The 22198-nt window shown below is 60.8% G+C and carries 18 protein-coding genes, 1 tRNA gene and 1 pseudogene; 8 read left to right on the top strand and 12 right to left on the bottom strand.

What is annotated here, in order from left to right; translation table 11 throughout:
- From HMPREF2996_RS09225 to HMPREF2996_RS09215, 3 genes are read right to left on the bottom strand one after another with little or no spacing between them, the layout of a single operon-like run.
- Nucleotides 1–1470 (bottom strand): ABC transporter ATP-binding protein, encoded by a 1470-nt coding sequence (locus HMPREF2996_RS09225; RefSeq protein ID WP_070731126.1) that lies wholly within the window; start codon nt 1468–1470, stop codon nt 1–3.
- Nucleotides 1467–2138, bottom strand: coding sequence for an energy-coupling factor transporter transmembrane component T family protein (locus HMPREF2996_RS09220; RefSeq protein ID WP_246815775.1), 672 nt, complete (start codon nt 2136–2138; stop codon nt 1467–1469). The genes HMPREF2996_RS09225 and HMPREF2996_RS09220 overlap by 4 nt, the downstream gene beginning before the upstream one ends.
- 50 nt (nt 2139–2188) lie before the next feature.
- The gene (locus tag HMPREF2996_RS09215; RefSeq protein ID WP_070447309.1) at nt 2189–2824 is read right to left on the bottom strand and encodes an MptD family putative ECF transporter S component; all 636 of its coding nucleotides are present in this window, start codon (nt 2822–2824) and stop codon (nt 2189–2191) included.
- Between the two features lie 140 nt (nt 2825–2964).
- Here HMPREF2996_RS09215 and HMPREF2996_RS12495 point away from each other — a divergent pair.
- A pseudogene (locus HMPREF2996_RS12495) lies at nt 2965–3225 on the top strand (IS481 family transposase); the annotation flags it as partial.
- A 43-nt stretch (nt 3226–3268) separates the two neighbouring features.
- Here HMPREF2996_RS12495 and HMPREF2996_RS09205 read toward each other — a convergent pair.
- The 5 genes from HMPREF2996_RS09205 to HMPREF2996_RS09185 form a co-directional block, all read right to left on the bottom strand.
- Nucleotides 3269–3341 (bottom strand) — tRNA-Arg (locus HMPREF2996_RS09205).
- A 72-nt stretch (nt 3342–3413) separates the two neighbouring features.
- Nucleotides 3414–3707: a mycoredoxin gene (locus tag HMPREF2996_RS09200; protein ID WP_070731123.1), complete on the bottom strand. Its 294-nt coding sequence runs from the start codon at nt 3705–3707 to the stop codon at nt 3414–3416.
- Complete coding sequence (locus HMPREF2996_RS09195) at nt 3707–4252, bottom strand: dihydrofolate reductase (protein WP_070731121.1); 546 nt, start codon at nt 4250–4252, stop codon at nt 3707–3709. Before HMPREF2996_RS09195 ends, HMPREF2996_RS09200 begins: the two co-directional genes overlap by 1 nt.
- Nucleotides 4252–5076: a thymidylate synthase gene (locus HMPREF2996_RS09190; protein WP_070731118.1), complete on the bottom strand. Its 825-nt coding sequence runs from the start codon at nt 5074–5076 to the stop codon at nt 4252–4254. The genes HMPREF2996_RS09195 and HMPREF2996_RS09190 overlap by 1 nt, the downstream gene beginning before the upstream one ends.
- A gap of 67 nt (nt 5077–5143) precedes the next feature.
- Nucleotides 5144–6019, bottom strand: coding sequence for an NAD-dependent epimerase/dehydratase family protein (locus HMPREF2996_RS09185; RefSeq protein WP_070731115.1), 876 nt, complete (start codon nt 6017–6019; stop codon nt 5144–5146).
- Nucleotides 6020–6123: 104 nt separating this feature from the next.
- On the opposite strand from HMPREF2996_RS09185, the gene HMPREF2996_RS09180 reads away from it, so the two are divergent.
- Nucleotides 6124–6792: a TetR/AcrR family transcriptional regulator gene (locus HMPREF2996_RS09180; RefSeq protein ID WP_070731112.1), complete on the top strand. Its 669-nt coding sequence runs from the start codon at nt 6124–6126 to the stop codon at nt 6790–6792.
- Nucleotides 6793–6834: 42 nt separating this feature from the next.
- Here HMPREF2996_RS09180 and HMPREF2996_RS09175 read toward each other — a convergent pair whose 3' ends face one another.
- A complete protein-coding gene (locus HMPREF2996_RS09175; protein WP_210384594.1) occupies nt 6835–7593 on the bottom strand; it encodes a 3'(2'),5'-bisphosphate nucleotidase CysQ in 759 nt (252 codons plus the stop codon).
- Nucleotides 7594–7627: 34 nt separating this feature from the next.
- Here HMPREF2996_RS09175 and HMPREF2996_RS09170 point away from each other — a divergent pair, with 34 nt between their 5' ends.
- From HMPREF2996_RS09170 to HMPREF2996_RS09150, 5 genes are all read left to right on the top strand, one after another.
- Nucleotides 7628–12577 (top strand): Lhr family ATP-dependent helicase, encoded by a 4950-nt coding sequence (locus HMPREF2996_RS09170; protein ID WP_070731110.1) that lies wholly within the window; start codon nt 7628–7630, stop codon nt 12575–12577.
- 86 nt (nt 12578–12663) lie between these two features.
- Nucleotides 12664–13932, top strand: a complete 1269-nt coding sequence (locus HMPREF2996_RS09165) for an alpha-hydroxy acid oxidase (protein WP_070731108.1) — start codon at nt 12664–12666, stop codon at nt 13930–13932.
- A 27-nt stretch (nt 13933–13959) separates the two neighbouring features.
- Nucleotides 13960–14781, top strand: a complete 822-nt coding sequence (locus tag HMPREF2996_RS09160; RefSeq protein WP_070731105.1) for a DNA-formamidopyrimidine glycosylase family protein — start codon at nt 13960–13962, stop codon at nt 14779–14781.
- A gap of 10 nt (nt 14782–14791) precedes the next feature.
- Nucleotides 14792–15205 carry a YccF domain-containing protein gene (locus tag HMPREF2996_RS09155; protein WP_070646073.1) on the top strand — a complete coding sequence of 138 codons (414 nt, stop codon included), beginning with the start codon at nt 14792–14794 and terminating at the stop codon, nt 15203–15205.
- A 52-nt stretch (nt 15206–15257) separates the two neighbouring features.
- Nucleotides 15258–16325 (top strand): HNH endonuclease signature motif containing protein, encoded by a 1068-nt coding sequence (locus HMPREF2996_RS09150; protein WP_246823024.1) that lies wholly within the window; start codon nt 15258–15260, stop codon nt 16323–16325.
- Between the two features lie 163 nt (nt 16326–16488).
- Here the strand turns inward: HMPREF2996_RS09150 and pgi are convergent, their stop codons facing one another.
- The 3 genes from pgi to HMPREF2996_RS09135 all read right to left on the bottom strand — a co-directional run bounded on the left by pgi (nt 16489) and on the right by HMPREF2996_RS09135 (nt 19548).
- Nucleotides 16489–18123 (bottom strand): glucose-6-phosphate isomerase, encoded by a 1635-nt coding sequence (gene pgi, locus HMPREF2996_RS09145; protein ID WP_070731100.1) that lies wholly within the window; start codon nt 18121–18123, stop codon nt 16489–16491.
- 101 nt (nt 18124–18224) lie between these two features.
- Nucleotides 18225–19118, bottom strand: coding sequence for a trypsin-like serine protease (locus HMPREF2996_RS09140; protein ID WP_070731160.1), 894 nt, complete (start codon nt 19116–19118; stop codon nt 18225–18227).
- A 67-nt stretch (nt 19119–19185) separates the two neighbouring features.
- Nucleotides 19186–19548, bottom strand: a complete 363-nt coding sequence (locus HMPREF2996_RS09135; RefSeq protein WP_070731097.1) for a chorismate mutase — start codon at nt 19546–19548, stop codon at nt 19186–19188.
- A 122-nt stretch (nt 19549–19670) separates the two neighbouring features.
- Between HMPREF2996_RS09135 and pcrA the strand changes: the two genes are divergently transcribed.
- A complete protein-coding gene (gene pcrA, locus HMPREF2996_RS09130; RefSeq protein WP_070731093.1) occupies nt 19671–22196 on the top strand; it encodes a DNA helicase PcrA in 2526 nt (841 codons plus the stop codon).
- Nucleotides 22197–22198: the final 2 nt, after the last annotated feature.

Genomic DNA, 22198 nt, shown 5'->3' with positions numbered 1-22198 from the left:
TCAATTCTTGTTGATGTCAGTCATATCGATGATTCTGGTGACTGATTCTTGGATGAATTCGTGGTCATGGGTGATGACGATGACCACTGCTCCGCTTGCTGCAAGAGATCGAAGGAGCGCAGAGATGGATTGCAGTTGGCGCCAGCCCACGCCAGAGGTAGGTTCATCGAAGATGTAGACCTCTGCTTGCTTGGCTTGGGCTGAAGCTATGGCTAAGCGTTGCCGTTGCCCACCGGACAGAGACTGCGGATGCCGTTGGGCCATTCCTGCCAGATCGAGGCGATGGAGAATCTCATTGACATCGATATGGTCCCGCTTCTTCTTTGCCAGTCCGAGCGTTACTTCTTCTTCGGTGGTGGCTGCGAATAACTGGCGGCCAACATCTTGCATCACCATGTACGCGGTACGTCTGCGGGCAGCCGCTCCTACTCGTTTGCTGTTCAAACGAAGACTACCGCCGCGTTTGGGAGAAGCAAGACCACAAATGATCCTGGCGAGGGTGGTTTTTCCAGCGCCGTTGGGCCCGATTAAGGCGGTGACTTCGCCGCTGGGGAAAAATACGTGGTCAATGTTTAGCACCTCATGCGTGCCATAAGAAAAACAGATGTTGCTTAACTCGAGTCCGCTCCGCTGGGGATCGGCGTTTTCGAGCGTGGGTGGTACCGGCACGCTCGCGGGCAGGGGAACGTGCTGTAAGCTGCGTAGCCCCAATTGTTTGCGTTCGGGTTCGTCTAAGGCATAAAACTCCTGAGCGTGGAAACTCCGCGTTATTTTTCCCTGAGTCAAGTAAATAACTTGGTCAGCGATATCTTTTAAGAAAAAGAGGCGGTGATCAGCGATAATGATCGTTGTGCCTAATTCCTTCAAGCGGTGTAGCGCGCGTGCAAGAATATCGATGCTTTCCATGGAGAGATTGGACGTGGGTTCATCGAGAAGCACGAGACTGCCCGGGGACACAAGCGCGCATGCGCATGCCACGTTTTGTAACTGTCCACCGGATAATTCTTTGAATCGCCGGCCCCGAAGATCGTTAATGCCTAGTAGCTCGACCGCTGATTGAATCCTCGACTCAATTTCTGTGGGATCCACACCAAGGTTTTCTAGCCCGAAGGCCAATTCTGCATTGACGCTTTCAGTGAAAAATTGTGTCCTTGGATTCTGGAATACTGAGGCGCTGAACTCGATGGCTCGGGACAGCGGTTCTTCCGCAGGGTTAAAAGCCTGGTCATCCTTTATAATAGTGATGGCGCCTAGTAGCTCTCCTGGATTGAAATGGGGGATGAGTCCGTTGATCAACTTGAGTACCGTGGACTTTCCCGATCCGGAATCACCGGTAATCAGTAGACACTGTCCTGGAGAGACAGAAAAAGACACATCAGATACACCTTGAATGCCTGGCCGAGCGCCCAATGGATATGTAAAAGAAGCGTTGTGGGCGTTTACACTGGTTGCGATACTGCGTTCGTTCATAAGTGGACCTCCGTGGGGAGCCAGACAGAGGCAACAATGAGGCCCAACCCAGCTAGTGCAGTTGCATCGACAAGCTTGAAGGAAAGATCGGCGGTGGTGGTTGGGCGTGTGGGGCCTCCCAATCCGCGGACAAGAGCAGAGGCAGCGAGCTCATCACCAGCGCGGACGACGGCGCCTAATAGGGGGATGATCAGCATCGCGGACGATTGTGTGGGCTGTGTGATCCAGCTTTTTACTCCAGGCTGGAGACCCCGAAGGACCATGGCATCGCGGATCGCTTTGGCTTCTGCCACGATTATCGGCAAAACGCGCAGGAAAACCGCCGGTGGAATGGTGGCCCAGCCTGGTAAACGCAGGTCCCGCAGTGCTGAGGTCAACGTGGATGGTGTGAGAGTGAGCAAGCCGAATGCGCCGATGGACATGCTGATGACAAAACGGCTTAGCCACGAAAAAATTGCCGCTGAAAAAGCGAAAAATGTGGAGCCAGGAAGCTGTAATAGGCCCCAATACCCTAGATAGGATAATGCAAAAGCGAACAGGCAAATAAGACCATAGTGTGGCTTTACTGTAGCTAGTGCGATGGAGCTGAAGGCGATAGAAATCAGCAGTGTCGGTAGGTGGCCGTGGCTGAGAGCTACCGCATTGATTACTAGAACAGAAAGCAGCACGGTCCGTGGATCGATCGAAGATCGACGAAGCACGCCCTGTTTTTGCAGGCTCACAGGAGACCAGCGCTTTCAAAGTGTTTGCGGCTGACGCGAACTCCGACCTTTCCTCCGATAAAGCCGACGATGAGCGCACAAATGGCCAGTACTCCAATGGTCCATGGCTGGAAGATATCCGACATAGCATCGGCGTATTCTTGACCCATTTGGTCTGCGATATCGACGTAGTATGAGTCCGTATCCAGAATTAGCGGGATAAAAGGCAAAGAAATCCAGACACAGAAGATGCCGTAGGCAATAGGGAAGGACTTGGCAATACTGAGGTGGCTTTTTGTAATAATCAAATCTGCGATAAACCCAAGAATTATGCTTCCCAGCAAGGTCCAGAAGTAGTGTCCGGTGAGCATGAATGCTAATCCGTTAATACCACCGACGAGGGTGAAAGCACCCATTTTGGACGTGCGGACGGCATAAAGCGCTAGCACGATTCCGTTTGCGATTGCCGCGATAAACCATCCAATAAACATGAATTGTGGTCCTGCGAATCCAATCATTCCGCTTATAAAGGTGATTACAAAGTAAAGTGCAGCAAAGATGCCAGCGTTGATGAGATCTCTGGTGTTTAAACGTGCCGTCGACCCACTGGATGAGCTTGTACTCCGTGCGGGCGTAGAGGACTGTTTGGTCATAGTAAACCTCGATTCATGAAAATCAGGCAAGGTAAGGCTTGCCTAATACATATAATACTGTTTATAAACTATTTCTAGTATTGATCTGAAGGTTCACCCTTAATGGGGGCGAATGCAGATAAGCGGACATCAAACCAGAGCACGACTACCGACTACGCACCGACAAAGTAGGCACGAACGGCAAGACAGCACTGCGATGGGGCGACAAACTACGCCGCCTCTACATCGGACGCCGATGGGGCGGAGAACCCATCACCATGGTCTGCGTCGACAACCACGTCGACATCAAAATAACCGCCACCGGGGCACAAATCGCCGCCTACACACGCACCGAGGAAAAGATCTATTACAACAAGAAAGACAACGAACTCAACCCCAACGGGGCAACTAAAAACAAAAAATTTCGAGACACCGACCGGAACGATGTCTCGAGACTTCACAGCGTGCCCCAGAGAGGATTCGAACCTCCGACACCGGCTTTAGGAGAGCCGTGCTCTATCCCCTGAGCTACTGGGGCAGGGGGTGCGTTGCGCACCTAGGTAAGACTAGCAGCCCTGCTTAGGGCGGCGTTAAATGCGTCGCCTTTCGTTTATTCGCCGGCCAGCTCCGCGTACTTGGCGCGGACCTCGCTGGCGGAAGGGTTGGTGGCGTGGGTGCCGTCGGAGTAGAGGACGGTGGGCACGATGCGATTGCCGTCGTTGACGGATTCAATCCATGCGTTGATGTCGGCGGTGTCGGGGGAATCCGCTTCGACGTCGACGAGCTCGTATGGGGTTTCGGTGCGATCCAGATTTTTGATCAGCTTTGCACAGAACGGGCACCAGTCAGCGAAGAAGATGGTGACGTGCTCAGTGGTTTCGGGAGTGGCAACGTTGGTGCTCATTATGCGGCAGCCTTTCTGTCATAGGTGAGGAATCGATATTTCATGGGCAGCTCGCTCGGCGGCTGCCCGGGGATGGTGAGGTGGCCCGAGGCTGAGGTCAGCCAGTCGCTATCGGCAGATAGGCTGAATTCCTCCGGCACTTTCGGGGCCAGTACGGCATCTGCTCCGTAGGCATCGCCCACCTGCACACCCATGAGGGTGAGCTCGATTGTATCCACGCGGTCGAGGGCGGAGCTGTAGAGCTGGCCGCCGCCGATGATCCAGGCGTCGTCAAGCGTGGCGTCAAGTGCGGCGTCGAGGTTGTCCACCACGGTGGCACCCGCGGACCATTCGCCCGGCTGACGGCTGGACAGCACAATGTTCTCCCGGCCCGGCAGCGGGCGGAACTTGGGGTTGAGGGACTCCCACGTCTTGCGGCCCATGATGACAGGCGCGCCCATGGTGACCTCTTTGAAGTGCTTGAGGTCCTCCGGCACGTGCCAGGGCATGACCACGCCGTCACCAATGACCCCGTCGAGGGACTGAGCCCAGATTGCGCCCAGCATTAAACGGACACCTGCGCCTTGATGGTGGGGTGGGGGTCGTAGCCGATGACCTCAAAATCCTCGAAGTCATAGGAGAACATGTCCTGCGCCTTGTGGAGCTTGAGCTGTGGGTACTCGCGAGGCTCACGGGAGAGCTGCTCCTTAACTTGCTCGATGTGGTCGTTGTAGATGTGGCAATCCCCGCCGGTCCAGATGAGCTCGCCCACCTCAAGGCCTGCTTGCTGGGCAAACATGTGAGTTAGCGCCGCGTAGGAAGCCAAGTTGAAGGGAACGCCGAGGAACATGTCCGCCGAGCGCTGGTAGACCTGCATGGACAGCTTGCCGTCGGCGACGTAAAGCTGGAACAGCAGGTGGCAGGGCATGAGCGCCATCTTGTCCAGCTCAGAGACGTTCCACGCGGAGACCAGGTTGCGGCGCGAGTCCGGGTTGTTCTTGAGCGTGTCCAGGGCGACCTGGATCTGGTCGATGTGCCGGCCATCCGGAGTGGGCCAGGAGCGCCACTGCACGCCGTAGACAGGGCCCAGCTCACCGTCCTCATCGGCCCACTCGTTCCAGATGCGGACCTTGTTCTCCTGCAGCCACTTTACGTTGGAGTCGCCGCGCAGGAACCACAGCAGCTCACCAATCACGCCGTGGAAGTAGACCTTCTTGGTGGTCAGCAGGGGAAAAGACTCCGCCAGGTTATAGCGAAGTTGGGCACCGAACAGGGAGAGGGTGCCGGTGCCAGTGCGGTCGCCCTTGGGTGCGCCTTCTTCGAGGACGCGGCGCAGGAGGTCCTCATATGGTGTTGTGAGGGCTGAAGAAGCGGTGGGAGTGTCACTCATGATGTCCAAGTGTAGAACGTTGGAGAAATCTTAGGTAGAGCGGTAGGGGTACTGGTGATGAGATTTGTTATTTCGACAGCTGGGCTTGATAAATAGCCTCTAGAGCCTCGTTGGTTCGGGTCGCCTGCCATGAGGACGTGGCACCGGTAAGAATTGAGGGACGGTCCCACAGGTATCTCATTTCTTTCAGTCCTCGGAGGTCCGTGCTGGCAACGCCAGCTACTTTCAGCATCCATGGGTGAATAGTGATGGGGGAGTGTTGGCATCCGGCACGTCGAGCAAACTCAGCTTGAGTCAGAGCGGGAGCGCAAGGTGTGGAAATTATTGGGGGTGTCGAATCATCTAAAAGTGCGTCTGCCAACGCTCGTGCAAAGTCTGGAAGATACGTGACCGAGTGTTTAGCGTGTGCGTTAAAAAGAGCAAGGGGACGCTTCTTCCCAATGATGAGCTGATGGTAAACGCATCCGGGGCCGGCATCTGGTCCGTACAGATCGGCCGCGATTACCGAGGTAGTGCGCGAGGGGGAGGCCAAGCGGTTCTCGATTAGGGTCGCTCGAACACCGGGTTTGCCATTGCCAGATCGGGTGAGGGGAGTATCAGGCGAAATCACCTCGTAAGTCTGGTCGAACCCATACATCGATTCGGGAAAGACGACGGGGATGCCCCGTTGGGTGGCTACCTTCAGCACGGTTTCTTCAGCTGGAATAAGTAGGTCGCGCCACTTTTGTGCGTCATATGGGGCATGGATGCAGTGGGCAATGCCGTCGATCTGGTCTGGGTAGGCGTCACTGTGTGTTGCGTCGCCCTTCTTGAAATCAACGTTTTCACTGGTGGCGAATTGGGGCTGTCGCCGCGTCATGATTGTGCATGTGTGCCCTCTTTTTGCGAGTTCACGTGATAGTGCACGGCCAACGGGGCCCGCACCGGTGATGAGAAAGTGCATTGAGTGTCCTCCACTCTTATTAGTGACTGGTGCTCTCTAAGGTTATAGGCGCACTCGGCTACCGTCAAGAGCAGTGCTCTCTTTTGTGTTGATATAGTTTTCATATGTCGATGACACCAAGAGCGCGTGCTCGCGAAGAGACGATGTCGCGCATTGTTGAGCTCGGACGAAAGCAGCTTGATGGAGGTGGCCCAGAAGCCTTGAATCTGCGTGCAATTGCTCGTGATTTGGGGATAGTTTCTTCGGGTATCTACCGCTATGTGCCTGACAGGGCCCACCTATTAACGATGCTGATTATCGATGCGTTTGAAGCGCTCGATGGCGCCGTTGCCCAAGGAGTGGGTGCGGCCACCGGGACGCGAGCTAAATTCGTGAGCCTTGTTGCCGCTATGAGGATGTGGGCTTTGAAATTTCCTCAAAGGTGGGCGCTTATTTACGGCACGCCCATCATTGGATACGAAGCGCCCGCCTCAGAAACAACGGGTGCGGGTACAAAAGTTAGTCGGCGACTAGCCGTTTTGTTAACTGAGACCACGGTTAAAGAGTTAGAACCGCGTTCCTCTCAGCTCTCGCAAGACCTTGCGGCGGCATCTGATGAGCTTGATGTGGAACTTCCCGCTGGCGTCATGGAAAAGGCGCTTGAGGCGTGGATACAGATAATTGGTGTGATTAATGCCGAGGTTTTCGGTTACCTCGGCAAAGACACACTAAATGACTACCACGAGTTTCATGCTCGAATGGTTGCTCGTCTTGCAGACGAGTTGGGACTTTGACTTAGCGGCGCTGCGTAGGAGGGGGAACGCCGCACAAGAAACCTAGTACCCGCCGTTGGCCTCCGCGTAGGCGGCGGCGTGTTCCAGAATCTCCTCTGCCAGCTCCGGGCGGCAGATCAAAAGATCCGGGATGAAGGTGTCCTCGTTATTGAACTTGATGGGGGAGCCATCCAGGCGCGAGCAGTGCAGGCCCGCGGCCAAAGCCACGCCCACCGGGGCGGCCTGGTCCCACTCGTACTGGCCGCCGGCATGGATGTAGCCGTCATAGTCACCCAAGAGCACGTGGATGGCCTTCGCACCCGCGGAGCCCACGCCGACGGTCTCAAAGCTCATCTTCTCCGCGATGTAATCCGCCACCTTCGGCGGACGGTTGCGGGAGACCACGAACTTCTTTGACAGCGGGCCCGTTACCGCGCGCACATCGGAGGACTTAAAAGTCACGCCCATGTCCGGCATGCCGACGGCCGCGTGGATGGGGGTGCCGTTTTCTACCAGCGCGATGTGGACGGCCCAGTCCTGGCGGCCGGTAGCGAACTCCTTCGTGCCGTCGAGCGGGTCAATGATCCACACGCGGTCCTTCTTCAAACGGCTCAAGTCATCGGCAGCCTCTTCCGACAGGACGCCGTCCTTGGGACGGTGCTGCTCAAGGACGCGGGAGATCCACTCCTGAGCGGCCTCATCGCCGGCATCACCCAGCGCCAAGCCGCGCAGCAGGCCACCGTTGCGCACGCCTTTGAGGATTTCGCCGCAGCCATCGGCGAGGGAGTTGGTTAGACGGGAATCAGAAATCTCAACGGTCATAGTGACCAGATTAGCGCGCGCGATACAGTAGGGCATGTCTAAAAACGTTCTGGCGAAGTTCCGCCCACAGGTGGCCGGGTGGTTCCAGGACGTTTTCGCCGCCCCCACCCCCGTCCAAGAGCAGGCATGGGAGGCGATTTCTGGTGGTGCGAATGCGCTGGTTGTAGCGCCAACCGGCTCTGGTAAGACGCTCGCGGCATTTCTGTGGGCGCTGAATTCTTTGGTGGAGCGCGAGGGTCAGACCGCGCTGCCACTGAGTAATGAACCCTCCCGCGAGGGCGCTCATGATGGCGTGAGAGTGCTGTATATCTCACCGCTGAAGGCCTTGGGCGTGGACGTGGAGAATAATCTGCGCGCCCCTCTCAACGGCATCGCCCGCACCGCCGAGCGGCTGGGGCTGGAGGTGCCGGATATTACCGTTGGCGTGCGCTCGGGGGATACCCCGCAGGCAGAGCGTGCCCGCCAGGTGCGCAAGCCACCAGACATCCTCATCACCACGCCGGAATCGGCCTACTTGATGCTCACCTCGAAGGCTGCGGGGATTTTGAAGACGGTTGATACCGTCATTATCGATGAGATTCATGCCCTGGCCGGCACCAAGCGCGGCGTGCACCTGGCGTTGACTTTGGAGCGCCTCGGATTCATCGCCGGGGAGTTTCAACGCATTGGATTGTCGGCTACGGTGCGGCCGCTGAGTGCTGTCGCCAACTTCTTGGGCGGCGACCGTCCCGTCGACATCATCGCACCGCCCGCCAAGAAGCGCTGGCAGCTCGACGTCCACGTGCCGGTCGAGGACATGTCGGACCTGCCCACCCCGGAGCAAGGCTCGCCCATCGGGGAGGCGACTGTCGACGACCCCCTTGGCATCACCCAAGGCCCCCAAGACGCGTTGCGCGTAAACGCGCAACGCAAGGAAGAGGGCGGGGTAGGAGACTCTGCACTGCCCACAGCGAAGTCCATCTGGCCCTTCATCGAAGAAGAACTCTACGCCGAAATCATGGAGCAGCGCTCCACCCTTGTCTTCGTCAACTCGCGCCGCACCGCCGAGCGGCTTACCAGCCGGCTCAACGAGCTCTATGCCCAGGAACACGATCCAGATTCCTTGAGCCCAGCCACCCGGCGCGACCCGGCCCAGCTGATGAAACAGGTCGACGTCGCCGGGAAGGCACCTGCCGTTATCGCCCGGGCGCACCACGGTTCGGTGTCCAAGGACGAGCGCGCGCTGACGGAGACGATGCTCAAGGAAGGCACGCTCAAGGCCGTGGTGGCTACGAGCTCCCTGGAGCTGGGCATCGACATGGGCGCAGTGGAGCTGGTGGTGCAGGTGGAATCCCCACCCTCGGTGGCCTCCGGCCTGCAGCGCGTGGGCCGCGCCGGGCACTCGGTGGGCGCGGTCTCCCATGGTTCCTTCTATCCCAAACACCGCGCGGACCTCGTGCAATCAGCACTCACCGTCGCCCGCATGGAGGAGGGCCTTATCGAGGAGATGCACACCCCGCGCAATCCGTTGGATGTCCTGGCACAGCAGACGGTGGCGGCGGTGGTGGCGTCGGCAAGCGCGGGCACGAGCGAGGGACTCGAAGCCGACGAATGGTATGACACCGTGCGCCGCGCCTGGCCTTATAAGGACCTGGCGCGCGAGGTCTTCGACTCCGTACTGGATCTGGTCAGTGGGGTGTATCCCTCGACGGATTTTGCGGAGCTCAAACCCCGGGTGGTCTATGACCGCGTGAGCGGCGTGCTTACCCCGCGCCCCGGCGCGCAGCGTGTGGCGGTGACCAACGGCGGCACCATCCCGGACCGCGGCATGTTCGGCGTCTTCCTCGTGGGCGGTGAGGAGAAATCGCCGCGCCGCGTGGGTGAGCTCGATGAGGAAATGGTCTATGAAACCCGGGTGGGAGATATCTTCACCCTCGGCGCGACGAGCTGGCGCGTGGAGGAGATCACGCGCGACCAAGTGCTCGTTAGCCCTGCGCCGGGGCACACCGGGCGTTTGCCTTTCTGGAACGGTGACCAAGCTGGGCGGCCCTATGAGCTGGGCAAGGCGCTGGGCGCATTTCGGCGGGAGGCACACGCGGACCCGTCGGTGGTGCGGTATGCGGATGAGAACGCGCGGCGCAATATCGCCGCCTACCTGCAGGAACAGAACGAGGCCACCGGGCTCATCCCGGATGAGAAGACACTTCTGCTGGAGCGCTTCACGGACGAGCTGGGGGATTGGCGCGTGCTGTTGCACACCCCGTTTGGCCGGCCGGTGAATGCGGCGTGGGCGCTGGCGGTGGGGCAGCGCGTGGCGGAGCGCACCGGGATGGATGCGCAGGCAGTGGCGGGCGATGATGGCATTGTGCTGCGCCTGCCGCAGGGCGAGGCGGCCCCGGATGCTTCGCTGTTTCTTTTCGACGCCGATGAGATAGCGGACATCGTCACCGAACAGGTGGGAAACTCCGCGCTCTTCGCCTCTAGGTTTAGGGAGTGCGCGGCGCGAGCGCTGCTTCTGCCTCGGCGCAACCCGGGCAAGCGCGCGCCCTTGTGGCAGCAGCGCCAGCGCGCGGAGCAGCTTCTCGACGTCGCCCGCAACTACCCCTCTTTCCCCATCATCCTGGAGACCGTGCGCGAATGCGTGCAGGATGTCTATGACCTGCCAGCACTCACGGAGGTCATGCGGGAGCTGGCGCACCGCCGCGTGCGCATCGCGGAGGTCACCACGGAGCAGCCTTCGCCTTTCGCGTCCTCGCTGCTGTTCAACTACACCGGCGCGTTCATGTACGAGGGGGACTCGCCCCTAGCGGAAAAGCGCGCAGCGGCCTTGGCATTGGACTCGGCGCTGTTGGCGAAGCTGTTGGGCACGGTGGAGCTGCGCGAGCTTCTCGACGGCTCCATCATCGCCGAAGTCCACGCCCAGCTGCAGCGCACCACTCCGGAACGCCAGGCGCGCACCACTGAGGAGGTCGCGGACCTGCTGCGCGTGCTCGGCCCCATCCCGATCGAGGAATTCGGCGCGCACGCCACGGTGCCACCCAGCGCACTCGATGCGCTCGGCGCGCGGATCATGCGGGTGCGCATCAACGGCCGCGAGCACGTGGCGCAAGCGCTCGATGCGCCGTTGCTTCGCGACGGCCTGGGCATCCCCGTCCCGCCCGGTATTCCTGCACAGCAGGCCACGATTACCGATGCCGTCGATCAGCTGGTCAGCCGCTGGGCGCGCACGCGCGGGCCATTTGTGGCGCGCGAGGTGCAGGAGGCCTTTGGCCTGTCAGCCGCGGTGGCGCACTCGACGCTCAACGGGCTGGACTCCATCCTGGCCGGGCATTACCGGCAAGGCGTGGAGGAGCAGGAGTATTGCGCGGCGGAGGTGCTCAAGGTCATCCGCTCGCGCTCGCTGGCGGCTGCCCGAGCTGCCACGCAGCCTGTTTCTCCCGCGGCCTTCGGGCGCTTCCTGCCGGATTGGCAACAGGTGGCGGCGGTGGGCCGGCGCCCAGTGCTGCGCGGGGTGGACGGCGTCTTCGCCGTCATCGAGCAGCTGGCCGGCGTGCGCCTGCCGGCCTCGGCCTGGGAGAGCCTCATCTTGCCTGCGCGTGTAGGGGATTATTCGCCGACCATGCTCGATGAGCTCACCGCCAGCGGCGAGGTCCTCATCCTTGGTGCCGGCAAGGCCGGCACCAACGACCCGTGGGTCATGCTGCTGCCGGTGGATTATGCCGCGCAGCTCGCCCCGCAGGTCTCTGCGGAGGAGGCGGGCGTGTCCCTGCTGCAGACCCAGCTGCTCGAGGCCCTGCAGGGCGGCGGCAGCTACCTCATCTCCGATATTCAACCGCAGCTCAGCGGCACACCCGAGGAGGTCCGGGAGGCGCTCTGGGGCTTGGTGGAAGCAGGTCTGGTCAGCCCCGATTCCTTCGCTCCTATCCGGGCCCACCTGGCAGCAGGTGGGCCTGCCGGGCGTGCGGCGCATCGCGCGCGGCGTCGGCCAACGCGCTCGCGCCTGCGCATGGGGCGCACGTCCTTTGCACAAGCGCACAATGCCTCCAGTACGCCGACCGCACCAGACGTGGTGGGGCGCTGGTCGCTGTCCGTTCCCGCGGCCACGGATGCCACGTCGCGCTCCATTGCCCACGGCGAGGCCTGGCTGGACCGCTATGGCGTGCTTACCCGCGGGTCAGTGGTGGCCGAGGACGTCCTGGGTGGTTTCGCCTTGGCTTATAAGGTGCTCTCCGGTTTTGAGGAATCCGGCAAGGCCATGCGCGGCTACGTTATTGAGGGCTTGGGCGCCGCGCAGTTCTCCACGCCCGCGGTCATCGACCGCCTGCGCGGTGTGGATGATTCCCCGGACGTTACAGGCTGGCCCTCCGGCACCCGCGAGCCGCAGACGTATGTTCTTGCCGCGACGGACCCGGCCAACCCTTATGGCGCAGCGCTGTCTTGGCCGCCGACTGATGCTGGTGACTCTGGTGCCCGCCCCACCCGCGCCGCGGGTGCCTTGGTGGTGCTCATGGATGGCCTGCCGGTGGCGCACTTAACCCGCGGCGGGAAGACGCTGACGACGTTCTTTAACGCTCTTCCCGAGGGCATCGAGCGCACCGAGGTACTAGCCGCAGTGCTTGCAGGCCTCAACGAGCTGGTGGCCGCCGGGCGCTTGAGCAAGCTGGTCATTGAGAAGGCGAACGGGCGGCCCATCTTCGAATCAAAGCTTGGCGGTGAGCTGCGCGCACTGGGGGCGGCACTGACCCCGAAGGGCGTGCGGATTACCGGATCTGCCCACACCGCCTCTTCCGGCCGTGCAGGACAGCACGGCCACTCTGGAGAAGCCGCGCGCTCCGCCGAACCTTACCGTCCCGCACGTCGCGGTGGGCGTCGCGCCGTCGAGGCGATGGAGGAGCTCTCCTTCGATGATCTGGACAGCGAAGCTTCTGAGGCCTTGGGGGACCCCGGTGCGCCCGATACACCGGGGAGCCCAGGAGGTTTTCGCCCCCGCCGGCGGCGGCACTGAATTTTATTTAGCAGCGTTTGGGCATGGGCTTTTCCTAGGTCTACCCTCAGATGTTGATAGACCTATAGAAAAGGAGTCTTGTTGCCATGCGGCTAAAGCGCCAACTGCCTAACGTGTCCGAGCTGAAGAACCTCATGAGGTTTGAAGCACCCAACCTCGACCGCCGGGCTGCCCGCTTGGCGGAGGCCGCTGATGTGTGGGATCTGCGCAAGATAGCCAAGCGCCGCACACCCAAGGCCGCCTTCGACTACGTTGACGGCGCAGCCCGCGACGAGGTCAGCTACCAAGAATCCCGCGATTTCTTCCGCGACGTGCGCTTGCTCCCTAACGTTCTCAACGGCGCACACGACATTTCCTTAAACACCGAGATCGCTGGCGAGCCCGCGGCCCTGCCCTTCGGCATCGCGCCGACCGGCTTTACCCGCTTCATGCACGCCGAAGGTGAGGACGCCGGTTCCCAAGCCGCCCGCGACGCAGGCATCCCGTTTACGCTCTCCACGATGGGCACGCGCTCGGTGGAGGAGGTCGCGGCCTCGCAAGGCACTAGCGGGCGCCGCTGGTTCCAGCTCTACCTGTGGAAGGACCACTCCGCCTGCCAGGAGCTCATCGAACGCGCGGCGGCCAACGGCTATGACACCCTGGTGGTCACCGTGGACACGCCCGTGGCCGGCCAGCGTCTGCGCGATACCCGCAACGGCATGCGCATCCCGCCGCGCCTGACCGCCGGAACCGTCTTCGACGCCGCGTGGCGCCCGGAGTGGTGGTTCAACTTCCTCACCACGGACCCGGTTACTTTTGCCTCCCTGACCTCGACCACCGGCACCCTGGGCGAGCTGGTCAACACCATGTTCGACCCGGGCCTTAACTTCGAAGACCTGGCGTGGATCCGCGAGTCCTGGCAGGGCAAGCTCTTTGTCAAGGGAATCGTCAACCCCGAGGACGCCCGCAAGGTCATCAACCTCGGCGCCGACGGCATCGTGGTGTCCTCCCACGGCGGGCGCCAGCTCGACCGCGTGGTCAACACCCTTCAGGCCCTTGAGGCTGTGCGCGCAGAAGTGGGCCCGGACGTGGAGATTATCTACGACTCCGGCGTCATGTCCGGCGTCGATATCGCCATTGCGCTGGCGCTGGGGGCGGACTTCGTCCTCATCGGCCGCGCCTACCTCTACGGGCTGATGGCCGGCGGCAAGGAAGGCGTCGACCGCGTCATTGAGCTGCTGGCGGAGGAGTTTAAGAACACCCTGCAGCTGCTCGGTGTGAAGAGGATCGAAGACCTAGGCCGGCAGCACGTGGTTACCCCGTGGGAGCCGGGCGCGCTGGCATTCGGTGCGGGAAAGGATGCGCCGGTAGAGTAGGCACCCGTTCGGTGAGGAGGTTCTACTGTGCCAGAGGGCGATTCTGTACTGCAGCTGTCGAACCGGCTCCAGTTCATGGAGGGCCGGCGCGTGACCTCCTCCTCCCTGCGCGTGCCGCGCTATGCCACCGTGCGTTTCGACGGGCTGGTGTGCGAGGAAGTCTGGCCCTATGGCAAGCACCTCTTCATGGACTTCGACGGCGAGCTGATCCTGCATACGCACCTCAAGATGGAGGGCACGTGGGCCATCCACTACGCCGGTGACCGCTGGCGCAAGCCCGGCCACAGCGCGCGCGTAGTGCTACAGATGGAGAACACCCCGCGCGATATCGAGCTGGTAGGGCACTGGTTGGGGCACGTGGGAGTGTTTCCCACGCGCGAATTTGAGCAGCGCATGGCGCACCTTGGCCCCGACATCCTCGCGCCAGAATGGGAAGAAGGAGGCTTCGAGGAGGCCGTGCGCCGCATCGAGACCCGCCCGGAGCGCAGCATCGGTGCGGCCCTCTTGGACCAGCGCAACGTGGCGGGCTTGGGCAACGAGTACCGCGCCGAAATCTGTTTCTTGGCCGGCGTTCATCCAGCGACGCCGGTAGCGCTTGTCGACGTCCCCCAGATCCTCACCCTCTCCCGCCGCCTCATCTGGGCTAACCGGGACTCGCCGGTGCGTGTCACCACCGGTGTGAAGCGGGCGGGGGAGACCACGTATGTCTTTGGCCGCAACCGCCGGCGCTGTCGGCGCTGCGGCACGCTGATTGAGAAATCCACGCTGGGTGGCGTGGACGCCGGCGGCGACGAAGGCGAGTTGGAGCGTGTGATCTGGTGGTGCCCACACTGCCAGCCGCGCCGCTAGGCTGGGATGTATGAAGATCATTTTTAACATCATCTGGTTGGCAACTGGTGGCCTTGTCCTCGCCCTAGGCTACTTCCTTCTTGGAATCCTGGCGTGCATCCCCATCGTGACCATCCCCGCAGGCGTGGCCTCGATGCGCATGGCCAACTTCGCGCTGTGGCCTTTCGGACGCTCCGTCATTCAGCCGATCAAGGGGACTGGTGGCATGTCGCGGTTCTCCAACGTTGTCTGGTTCCTGGTCGCTGGCCTGTGGCTAGCCATCGGCCACGTCACCACCGCAGCGGCCCAGGCCGTGACCATCGTGGGTCTTCCGGTTGCCTGGGCCAACCTAAAGATGATCCCGGTGACATGCTTCCCGTTCGGCCGCAAGATTGTCGACTCAGATGAGATCCCCTTCGGCTGGGAGTCGATGATCAAGCTTTAACGATTCTCTCTCCGGTTGCGGGGGTGGTCAGGGTGCTTTAGTGTTCTGGGTCATGGGGGATTTAGAGACCTATTTCTCCTACCGCAACTCGGGGATTTCTTTAGTGGAGCAGGCGGTAGGAGGGGAGAAACGTTTGCGCGCGCTCGGCGCTTCGGCTGCTGACGCCGCCGAACTGGCACGCCTGAACCACATTTACTTCGGCGCCACGAAATTCACGGGTAAGCAACGACAAGCTCGCGCCCGAGCTGCCGAACAACGCCACGATCTGGCCACGCTCAGCCTGATTGAGTCCTACACCGCCAAGCTGAAAAATCAGCTGCATGCCTGGAACCTACGGGTCAAGCTTGCCGGCACACCAGCGCACAACATCCCAGCCGTGGCAGTCAAGCGCTTAAAAGAGCTCAAGCCTAAACGCGTGCCGAAACCTGGGGTGCGCATGACCTACCGTGCTGATGGTCCGCACTCGCTAACCATTACCGATGACCCCATGACCGTCACCGAGATGCGCGGCGTTCTAGAATCTCTCAACCAGGACAATCTGTTGAAGGCAGCCAAACACGTCTTCTTCACCAAGTCCCACGGCGGAACCAAACCAGCCGTATTCACCAGCGTGGTGGTGACCTTGGACAAGCTCGACAAGATTGTTAGCAGCGACGGCGATGATATCGTGCTCGAGCTAACCAATGGCGGTCGCATGACCGGCACGGAGTTTCTGAATTACAAGTTCGCCGAGATCGGCTACGTCACCCTCATCCACCCCACCATCGGGCCGGTGTGGCTGCACCGCATGAAACGCTTAGCCGGTTTTGAGCAGCGCATGATGGCTAGTGCTGAGCATCCCACCTGTGCCAGGAAAGGATGTAATAAGCCTGCTGATTATGCCCAGGTGCACCACCTCATTCCGTGGAAAGCAGGAGGTACCACCGACCCGCCGAATCTGACGATGCTGTGTGCTTATCACAACGGCATTAACGATGATGACCCAGAGAAACCCACCGGGGCCGGCTATGTCTTCCGACTGCGCGGTGATGTGGACTACATCCCACCCTGGGGAGAACCAATCACCGCCCAGGTTGCCTATCAAGCCGCGCAGCACGGACTTGGACCGCCCGACAGCTAAACCGCCACGCAACACAAAAGACACGCGGATGCCCGCAGGAAGGTAAAACACCACGCGGACGCCCACAAGGGCCTCCGCGGCGTTGGCGATCCCGCATGTCGATTGCGCGTTAAAAACGCGTGAACCCCCGACTGTTCGGCCGGGGGACGTCGCCAAGCAGTGCTTAACGGTGGTTGCGGTACCAGCTGATGAGAGCATCGGTGGAAACGTCGCCGGATGCGGCTTCCTCCTTGCCGGAGACTGCTGGTGCTAGGTCATTGGCCTGCTGCTTGCCCAGCTCCACGCCCCACTGGTCGAAGGAGTTGATGTCCCAGATGATGCCCTGGGTGAACACGATGTGCTCGTAGAGCGCGATGAGCGCGCCAAGGGTCTGCGGGGTGAGCTCCTCCGCCAGAATCGTGGTGGTGGGACGGTTGCCCGGCATCACCTTGTGCGGAACGAGGGCTTCGTCCACGCCCTCAGCAGCGATTTCCTCAGCGGTCTTGCCAAAGGCCAGAACCTTGGTCTGCGCGAAGAAGTTACCCATGAGCAGGTCATGCATCGAGCCGGTGCCATCTGCAGTGGGGAAGTCCTCCTTCGGGCGGGCAAAGCCGATGAAGTCCGCCGGGATGAGCTTGGTGCCCTGGTGCATGAGCTGGAAGAAAGCGTGCTGGCCGTTGGTGCCCGGCTCACCCCAGTAGATTTCACCGGTCCCGGCGCTGACTGCGGTGCCATCACGGCGCACGGACTTGCCGTTGGATTCCATGGTGAGCTGCTGCAGGTAGGCAGGGAAGCGGCCGAGGTCCTCGGAGTAAGGCAGCACCGCGTGGGTCTGCGCACCGAAGAAGTTGGAGTACCACACGCCGAGCAGGCCCATCAGAGCCGGCACGTTCTGCTCCAGAGGAGCGGTGCGGAAGTGCTTATCCATGGCGTGGAAGCCTTCGAGGAAACGCATGAAGTCCAGGGGGCCGATGGTGCACATCAGGGACAGGCCGATGGCGGAATCGACGGAGTAGCGTCCGCCCACCCAGTTCCAGAACCCGAACATGTTCTGGGTGTCGATGCCGAACTCCGCGACCTTCTCCGCGTTGGTGGAGACTGCAACGAAGTGCTTGGCGACGGCCGACTCGTCACCATCAAACTGCTCAATGAGCCAGCGGCGCGCGGCGTGAGCGTTGGCTAGGGTTTCCTGGGTGGTGAAGGTCTTGGACGCGACGATGAAGAGGGTGGAGCCTGCGTCGAGCCCGTCGAGAGTTGCGGCGAGATCTGCCGGGTCGACGTTGGAGACGAACTCCGCGCTAATGCCCGCTACCTCGTAGGAGCGCAGGGCCTTCGCGGCCATGGCCGGGCCCAAGTCGGAGCCGCCGATGCCGATGTTGACCACCTTCTTGATGGTGTGGCCCGTATGTCCCAGCCACGTGCCGGAGCGCAGCGCGGTGGCGAAGTCGCGCATGCGGCCTAAAGTTTCGTGGACGTCGGCAGCGACGTCCTGGCCGTCCACGCTCAAATCTTTTTCAACAGGCAGGCGCAGCGCGGTGTGCAGCACGGCGCGGTCCTCAGTGTTGTTGAGATGCTCGCCGGCGAACATGGCATCGCGGCGTCCCTCGACGTCGGCGGCGCGGGCGAGGTCCACCAGTGCGTTGAGGACTTCCTCATCGATGAGATTCTTTGACAGATCCACGTGCAGGCCCGCAGCATCGAAAGAAAAATCTGCGGCGCGGGAAGTGGAGTTGGCAAAAAGCTCACGCAGGTTGAGGTCCTTTTTGCTCTCAAAAAGCGAGGTGAGCGCGGCCCACTGCGGCTGAGCGGTGATGTCCATTGCAAAAGCCTTTCTGGCAGGTAGCAGACATGAAACTTACTGTGTCCACCGTAGTCCAGAAATCCCTTCGCTGCCGAAGCAGAAGGCTGCACTGCGATGAACTAGGCGTAGAGCTTTAAATCGAATTGCTTCATCGTGTTTCCGATCTCCATGGCGCCCACTTCGACGTCAGAGGGATCCTGGTCGTTGCCGAAGGACAGCACACCAACGGCCCAGAGCTTGCCGTCGATGGAAGCATAGACTGGTCCGCCACTATCTCCCGGGGCGCTGTCATTGCCGAAAGTAAACAGCCCTTGATCCTCGTGGCGGTCGATGAAGTTGCCACAGGAGACTCCTCGCGTGGAGCCGGCGCGGCAAATTGTGGGCTTCGTCAAAGCAACTTCCTCAAGGGGCATCCATCCCGCCAAAGGCGCGTTCAGAGCAGGTGACGTCGAGACTTGGGCGGCTGGGTTGGAGACCTCGATGAGCGCGATGTCGGCTGAGTTAATCCTGTCCGTATTGGTATTGCGGGCCTCTAACACCATCTCGCCGATCTTCACGTTGTCTCCAGCGCGATCCTTGTAGAAAAAGGTGTCGCCTTGATCCCCGCAGTGGCCGGCGGTGAGGATAAAGAGGCGCTCGCCGTCGCCAACGAAATGGCCAGCGGAGCATCGTCCGCTGCTGTCTGCGTTGTAAATTGCGACCCCCGGAGAGAGAACACCAGCCGTCATGAAGTACTCAGCTGCCTCCGGTTGGGCCAGATCCACGCGGGGATCGGGGCGTTCCGCCTGGGGGATTTCAGTGGTGTTATCCCAGAGAGAATCGCTGTCGAGGACTTCTTCCGAACCCCTATTTGTTCCGGAGTTCTGTGCGCGGCCGGAATCACCGATGGCAGGAAGGTTCAGGGTTGTGGTGGTGATGGTAGCGACGTGGGAGGAAGAACCGCTGCAGGCGGTCAGCACGAAGGCGGAAGTAGCTGCGGCGAGAGTTGCAGCGAGACGAGAGAAAAAGCGCATGAGGAGAGAGTAGCTCACGGCCTAGCGTGAGGCGCGTGCGTTGGGGATTATTCCGCGGGCCGCTCAGCTAGCCAAGCTTGCCGCGTCCCAATCGCAGCAGGGCAGAGGCAATGGCGGGGCCTTCCTCGCCCAACTCGCTGCGGAATTCGTTGAGGATAGCGATTTCGCGGGTATGCACCAAACGGGTACCACCTGAGCTCATGCGCGTCTTACCAATGGTGCGGGAAATATCGGTGCGGCGCTTGATGGCGTCGAGAATAACGCGGTCGAGGCGGTTGATTTCTTCGCGGTAGCGCTGAATCTCGGCATCGCTCAGTGGATCATCGGTGCCCGAGGGCATACGAATATCGAGGCCGTTGTCCACGACGTTGGGGTCGTGGTGTTCGGGGCTCAAGCCCGAGTCAGGGGTGCCAGATTGTGAAGCGCTCATGTCTTCAGATTGTGCCACCACGTTCGAGCAAAGGGGAATTATGAGTCGTGACGTTGGTCTTCGCCGGTAGGAAGTGGTGTGGGAAGGCAATGTCCGGTGGTGCTAGTAGGTTGGAGAGCATTATGAATAACAATTCTCCGTTTAGGCCCCGTTCTTCTTCCGCTCCTTCCACCGACGCCTCCGCCGGTGGTTTTTCCCCCGTGCCCGGACCCAACGCGGATACCCCTTCCGGTCAGGCTTCTGATCCGTTGCTGGAGGGATTAAACCCCCAACAAGAAGAGGCCGTGACGCATTCGGGCTCACCGTTGCTCATCGTGGCCGGCGCGGGTTCGGGCAAGACCGCCGTGTTGACCCGCCGCATTGCATATCTCATGCGCGAGCGCGGGGTGGCTCCGTGGCAGATCCTCGCCATTACCTTTACTAATAAGGCAGCCGCGGAGATGAAGGAGCGCGTGGGCCAGCTTGTCGGGCCTGTGGCAGAACGAATGTGGGTGTCTACCTTTCACTCCATTTGCGTGCGCATCTTGCGCAATAACGCCCAACTGGTGCCGGGGTTGAATACCAATTTCACCATCTATGACGGCGATGATGCGCGTCGGCTGCTCACCATGATCGCCAAGGACATGCAGCTGGATCTCAAGAAATACTCGGCACGTGTTCTGGCGAATCAGATTTCCAACCGCAAGAATGAGCTCATCTCTCCGGAGCAGGCGCGCGCAGAGGCAGAGAGGACGAAGAATCCTTTCGAGCTCACTGTGGCGAGCGTGTACGAGGAATATCAGCGCCGCCTGCGTGCCGCGAACGCGGTGGACTTCGATGACCTCATCGGGGAAGTGGTGCGCATCTTTAACCAGCTCCCGCAGGTAGTGGAGTTTTATCGCCGCCGCTTTAAGCATGTGCTTATCGACGAATACCAGGACACCAACCACGCGCAGTACGCGCTTGTCTCGGCCTTGGTGGGCCGGGGCGAGCTGCCGCCGGATGCCCCGGAACTATGCGTGGTGGGTGATTCTGATCAGTCAATTTATGCCTTCCGTGGAGCCACCATCAGGAATATTCAGGAGTTCGAGCGGGACTACCCGCAGGCGCACACGATTCTGCTTGAGCAAAACTACCGTTCGACGCAGACCATCCTGAACGCGGCGAATGCGGTCATTGCGAAGAATGAGGGTCGCCGCGAGAAGAACCTGTGGACCGCCCACGGTCAGGGTGAGCAAATTGTCGGCTACGTGGCGGATAATGAGCACGACGAGGCGCGGTATATCGCCTCGGAAATTGATTCCTTGGCGGATAAAGGCACGGCCTATTCGGATATTGCGGTGATGTACCGCACCAACAATGCCTCCCGCGCGTTGGAGGATATTTTCGTGCGCTCGGGCATCCCGTACAAGGTGGTCGGTGGCACGCGTTTCTACGAACGCCGCGAGATCCGGGACCTGGTGGCCTACCTGCGCATCATGGATAATCCGGATGACACGGTGAGCTTGCGCCGCATTATCAACGTGCCGAAGCGCGCTATTGGTGACAAGGCACAGGCACAGATTGCTCTGCACGCGGAGAACCTTGGTGTTAGCTTTGGGGCTGCTCTCCGCGATGCGGCAGCGGGCAAGGTTGCCGGGCTTGGCACACGGGCAGTGAATGCCGTAAGCAAATTCAACGAGATGATGGAGGGCGTGCGCGCGCAGATTCCGGGCATGGTCAACGAAGTGACGGGTCAACCGGATTTGGGGGAGTTGCTCAACGCGCTTCTTGACGCCACCGGCTACCGCGCGGAGCTTGAAAACTCTAATGACCCGCAAGACGGGGCACGCCTCGACAACCTCAACGAGTTGGTGTCGGTGGCGCGCGAGTTCAGCTCTGAGGCGGCCAATGAGATGGCTTTCTTGGGTGCAGATGCAGAGGAAGCCCCGGAGCTCTCGGAAGGTGAAGCCGCGCCGGGCTCGCTTCAAGCCTTCCTTGAAAAGGTTTCGCTGGTGGCGGATGCTGACCAGATTCCGGATCATGAGTCTGGGGTAGTCACGTTGATGACCCTGCACACCGCGAAGGGCCTAGAGTTCCCCGTTGTCTTCCTCACCGGCTGGGAGGATGGCCAATTCCCGCACATGCGCTCCCTGGGGGACCCGAAGGAGCTCAGTGAGGAGCGCCGCCTTGCTTACGTAGGTATTACACGCGCTAGGGAACAGCTCTACCTCACGCGCGCTATTCTCCGCTCGTCCTGGGGTAACCCGGTGACGAACCCGGCCAGCCGCTTCCTCGCCGAGGTCCCAGAGGACCTCATCGACTGGCGCCGTGAAGAACCAGACAGCTCGCTGTCCAGCGCGTGGGGTGGAGATGATTCCTATCAATACGGGCGAACCTTCGGCTCAGATAGCGGGTTCTTTGGTTCCCGTGGGGGCGGCTATGGCTCGCGGGGCGCTGCGTCTTCCCCTTCGCAGCGCTCGCGCAAGCCAGCTCCGGCAACATCGATGCCGAAGAATAACCATCTCAATTTAGTTGTGGGGGACCGTGTCAACCACGCGAAGTACGGGCTGGGCACGGTCATCGAAGCCTCCGGTACCGGCGCGCGGGCGACGGTCACCGTGGACTTCGGTTCAGCGGGCAAGGTCCGCCTCATGCTCATCGGCGGTGTGCCGATGGAAAAGCTTTAAAG

Source organism: Corynebacterium sp. HMSC066C02 (genome assembly GCF_001814945.1).
GTDB lineage: Bacteria > Actinomycetota > Actinomycetes > Mycobacteriales > Mycobacteriaceae > Corynebacterium > Corynebacterium aurimucosum.
The sequence above is the reverse complement of the archived record's forward strand: the minus strand, read 5'-3'. Positions and strand labels throughout refer to the sequence as shown.

Bases quoted from the DNA above. Each gene is read 5' to 3' on its own strand.
- HMPREF2996_RS09175 (WP_210384594.1), bottom strand. From the start codon at position 7,593: ATGACCGTTGAGATTTCTGATTCCCGTCTAACCAACTCCCTCGCCGAT.
- pcrA (WP_070731093.1), top strand. From the start codon at position 19,671: ATGAATAACAATTCTCCGTTTAGGCCCCGTTCTTCTTCCGCTCCTTCC.
- HMPREF2996_RS09215 (WP_070447309.1), bottom strand. From the start codon at position 2,824: ATGACCAAACAGTCCTCTACGCCCGCACGGAGTACAAGCTCATCCAGT.
- HMPREF2996_RS09195 (WP_070731121.1), bottom strand. From the start codon at position 4,252: ATGCTGGGCGCAATCTGGGCTCAGTCCCTCGACGGGGTCATTGGTGAC.
- HMPREF2996_RS09185 (WP_070731115.1), bottom strand. From the start codon at position 6,019: ATGCACTTTCTCATCACCGGTGCGGGCCCCGTTGGCCGTGCACTATCA.
- HMPREF2996_RS09170 (WP_070731110.1), top strand. From the start codon at position 7,628: ATGTCTAAAAACGTTCTGGCGAAGTTCCGCCCACAGGTGGCCGGGTGG.
- pgi (WP_070731100.1), bottom strand. From the start codon at position 18,123: ATGGACATCACCGCTCAGCCGCAGTGGGCCGCGCTCACCTCGCTTTTT.
- HMPREF2996_RS09190 (WP_070731118.1), bottom strand. From the start codon at position 5,076: ATGAGTGACACTCCCACCGCTTCTTCAGCCCTCACAACACCATATGAG.
- HMPREF2996_RS09225 (WP_070731126.1), bottom strand. From the start codon at position 1,470: ATGAACGAACGCAGTATCGCAACCAGTGTAAACGCCCACAACGCTTCT.
- HMPREF2996_RS09140 (WP_070731160.1), bottom strand. From the start codon at position 19,118: ATGCGCTTTTTCTCTCGTCTCGCTGCAACTCTCGCCGCAGCTACTTCC.
- HMPREF2996_RS09165 (WP_070731108.1), top strand. From the start codon at position 12,664: ATGCGGCTAAAGCGCCAACTGCCTAACGTGTCCGAGCTGAAGAACCTC.
- HMPREF2996_RS09155 (WP_070646073.1), top strand. From the start codon at position 14,792: ATGAAGATCATTTTTAACATCATCTGGTTGGCAACTGGTGGCCTTGTC.
- HMPREF2996_RS09200 (WP_070731123.1), bottom strand. From the start codon at position 3,707: ATGAGCACCAACGTTGCCACTCCCGAAACCACTGAGCACGTCACCATC.
- HMPREF2996_RS09150 (WP_246823024.1), top strand. From the start codon at position 15,258: ATGGGGGATTTAGAGACCTATTTCTCCTACCGCAACTCGGGGATTTCT.
- HMPREF2996_RS09135 (WP_070731097.1), bottom strand. From the start codon at position 19,548: ATGAGCGCTTCACAATCTGGCACCCCTGACTCGGGCTTGAGCCCCGAA.
- HMPREF2996_RS09180 (WP_070731112.1), top strand. From the start codon at position 6,124: ATGTCGATGACACCAAGAGCGCGTGCTCGCGAAGAGACGATGTCGCGC.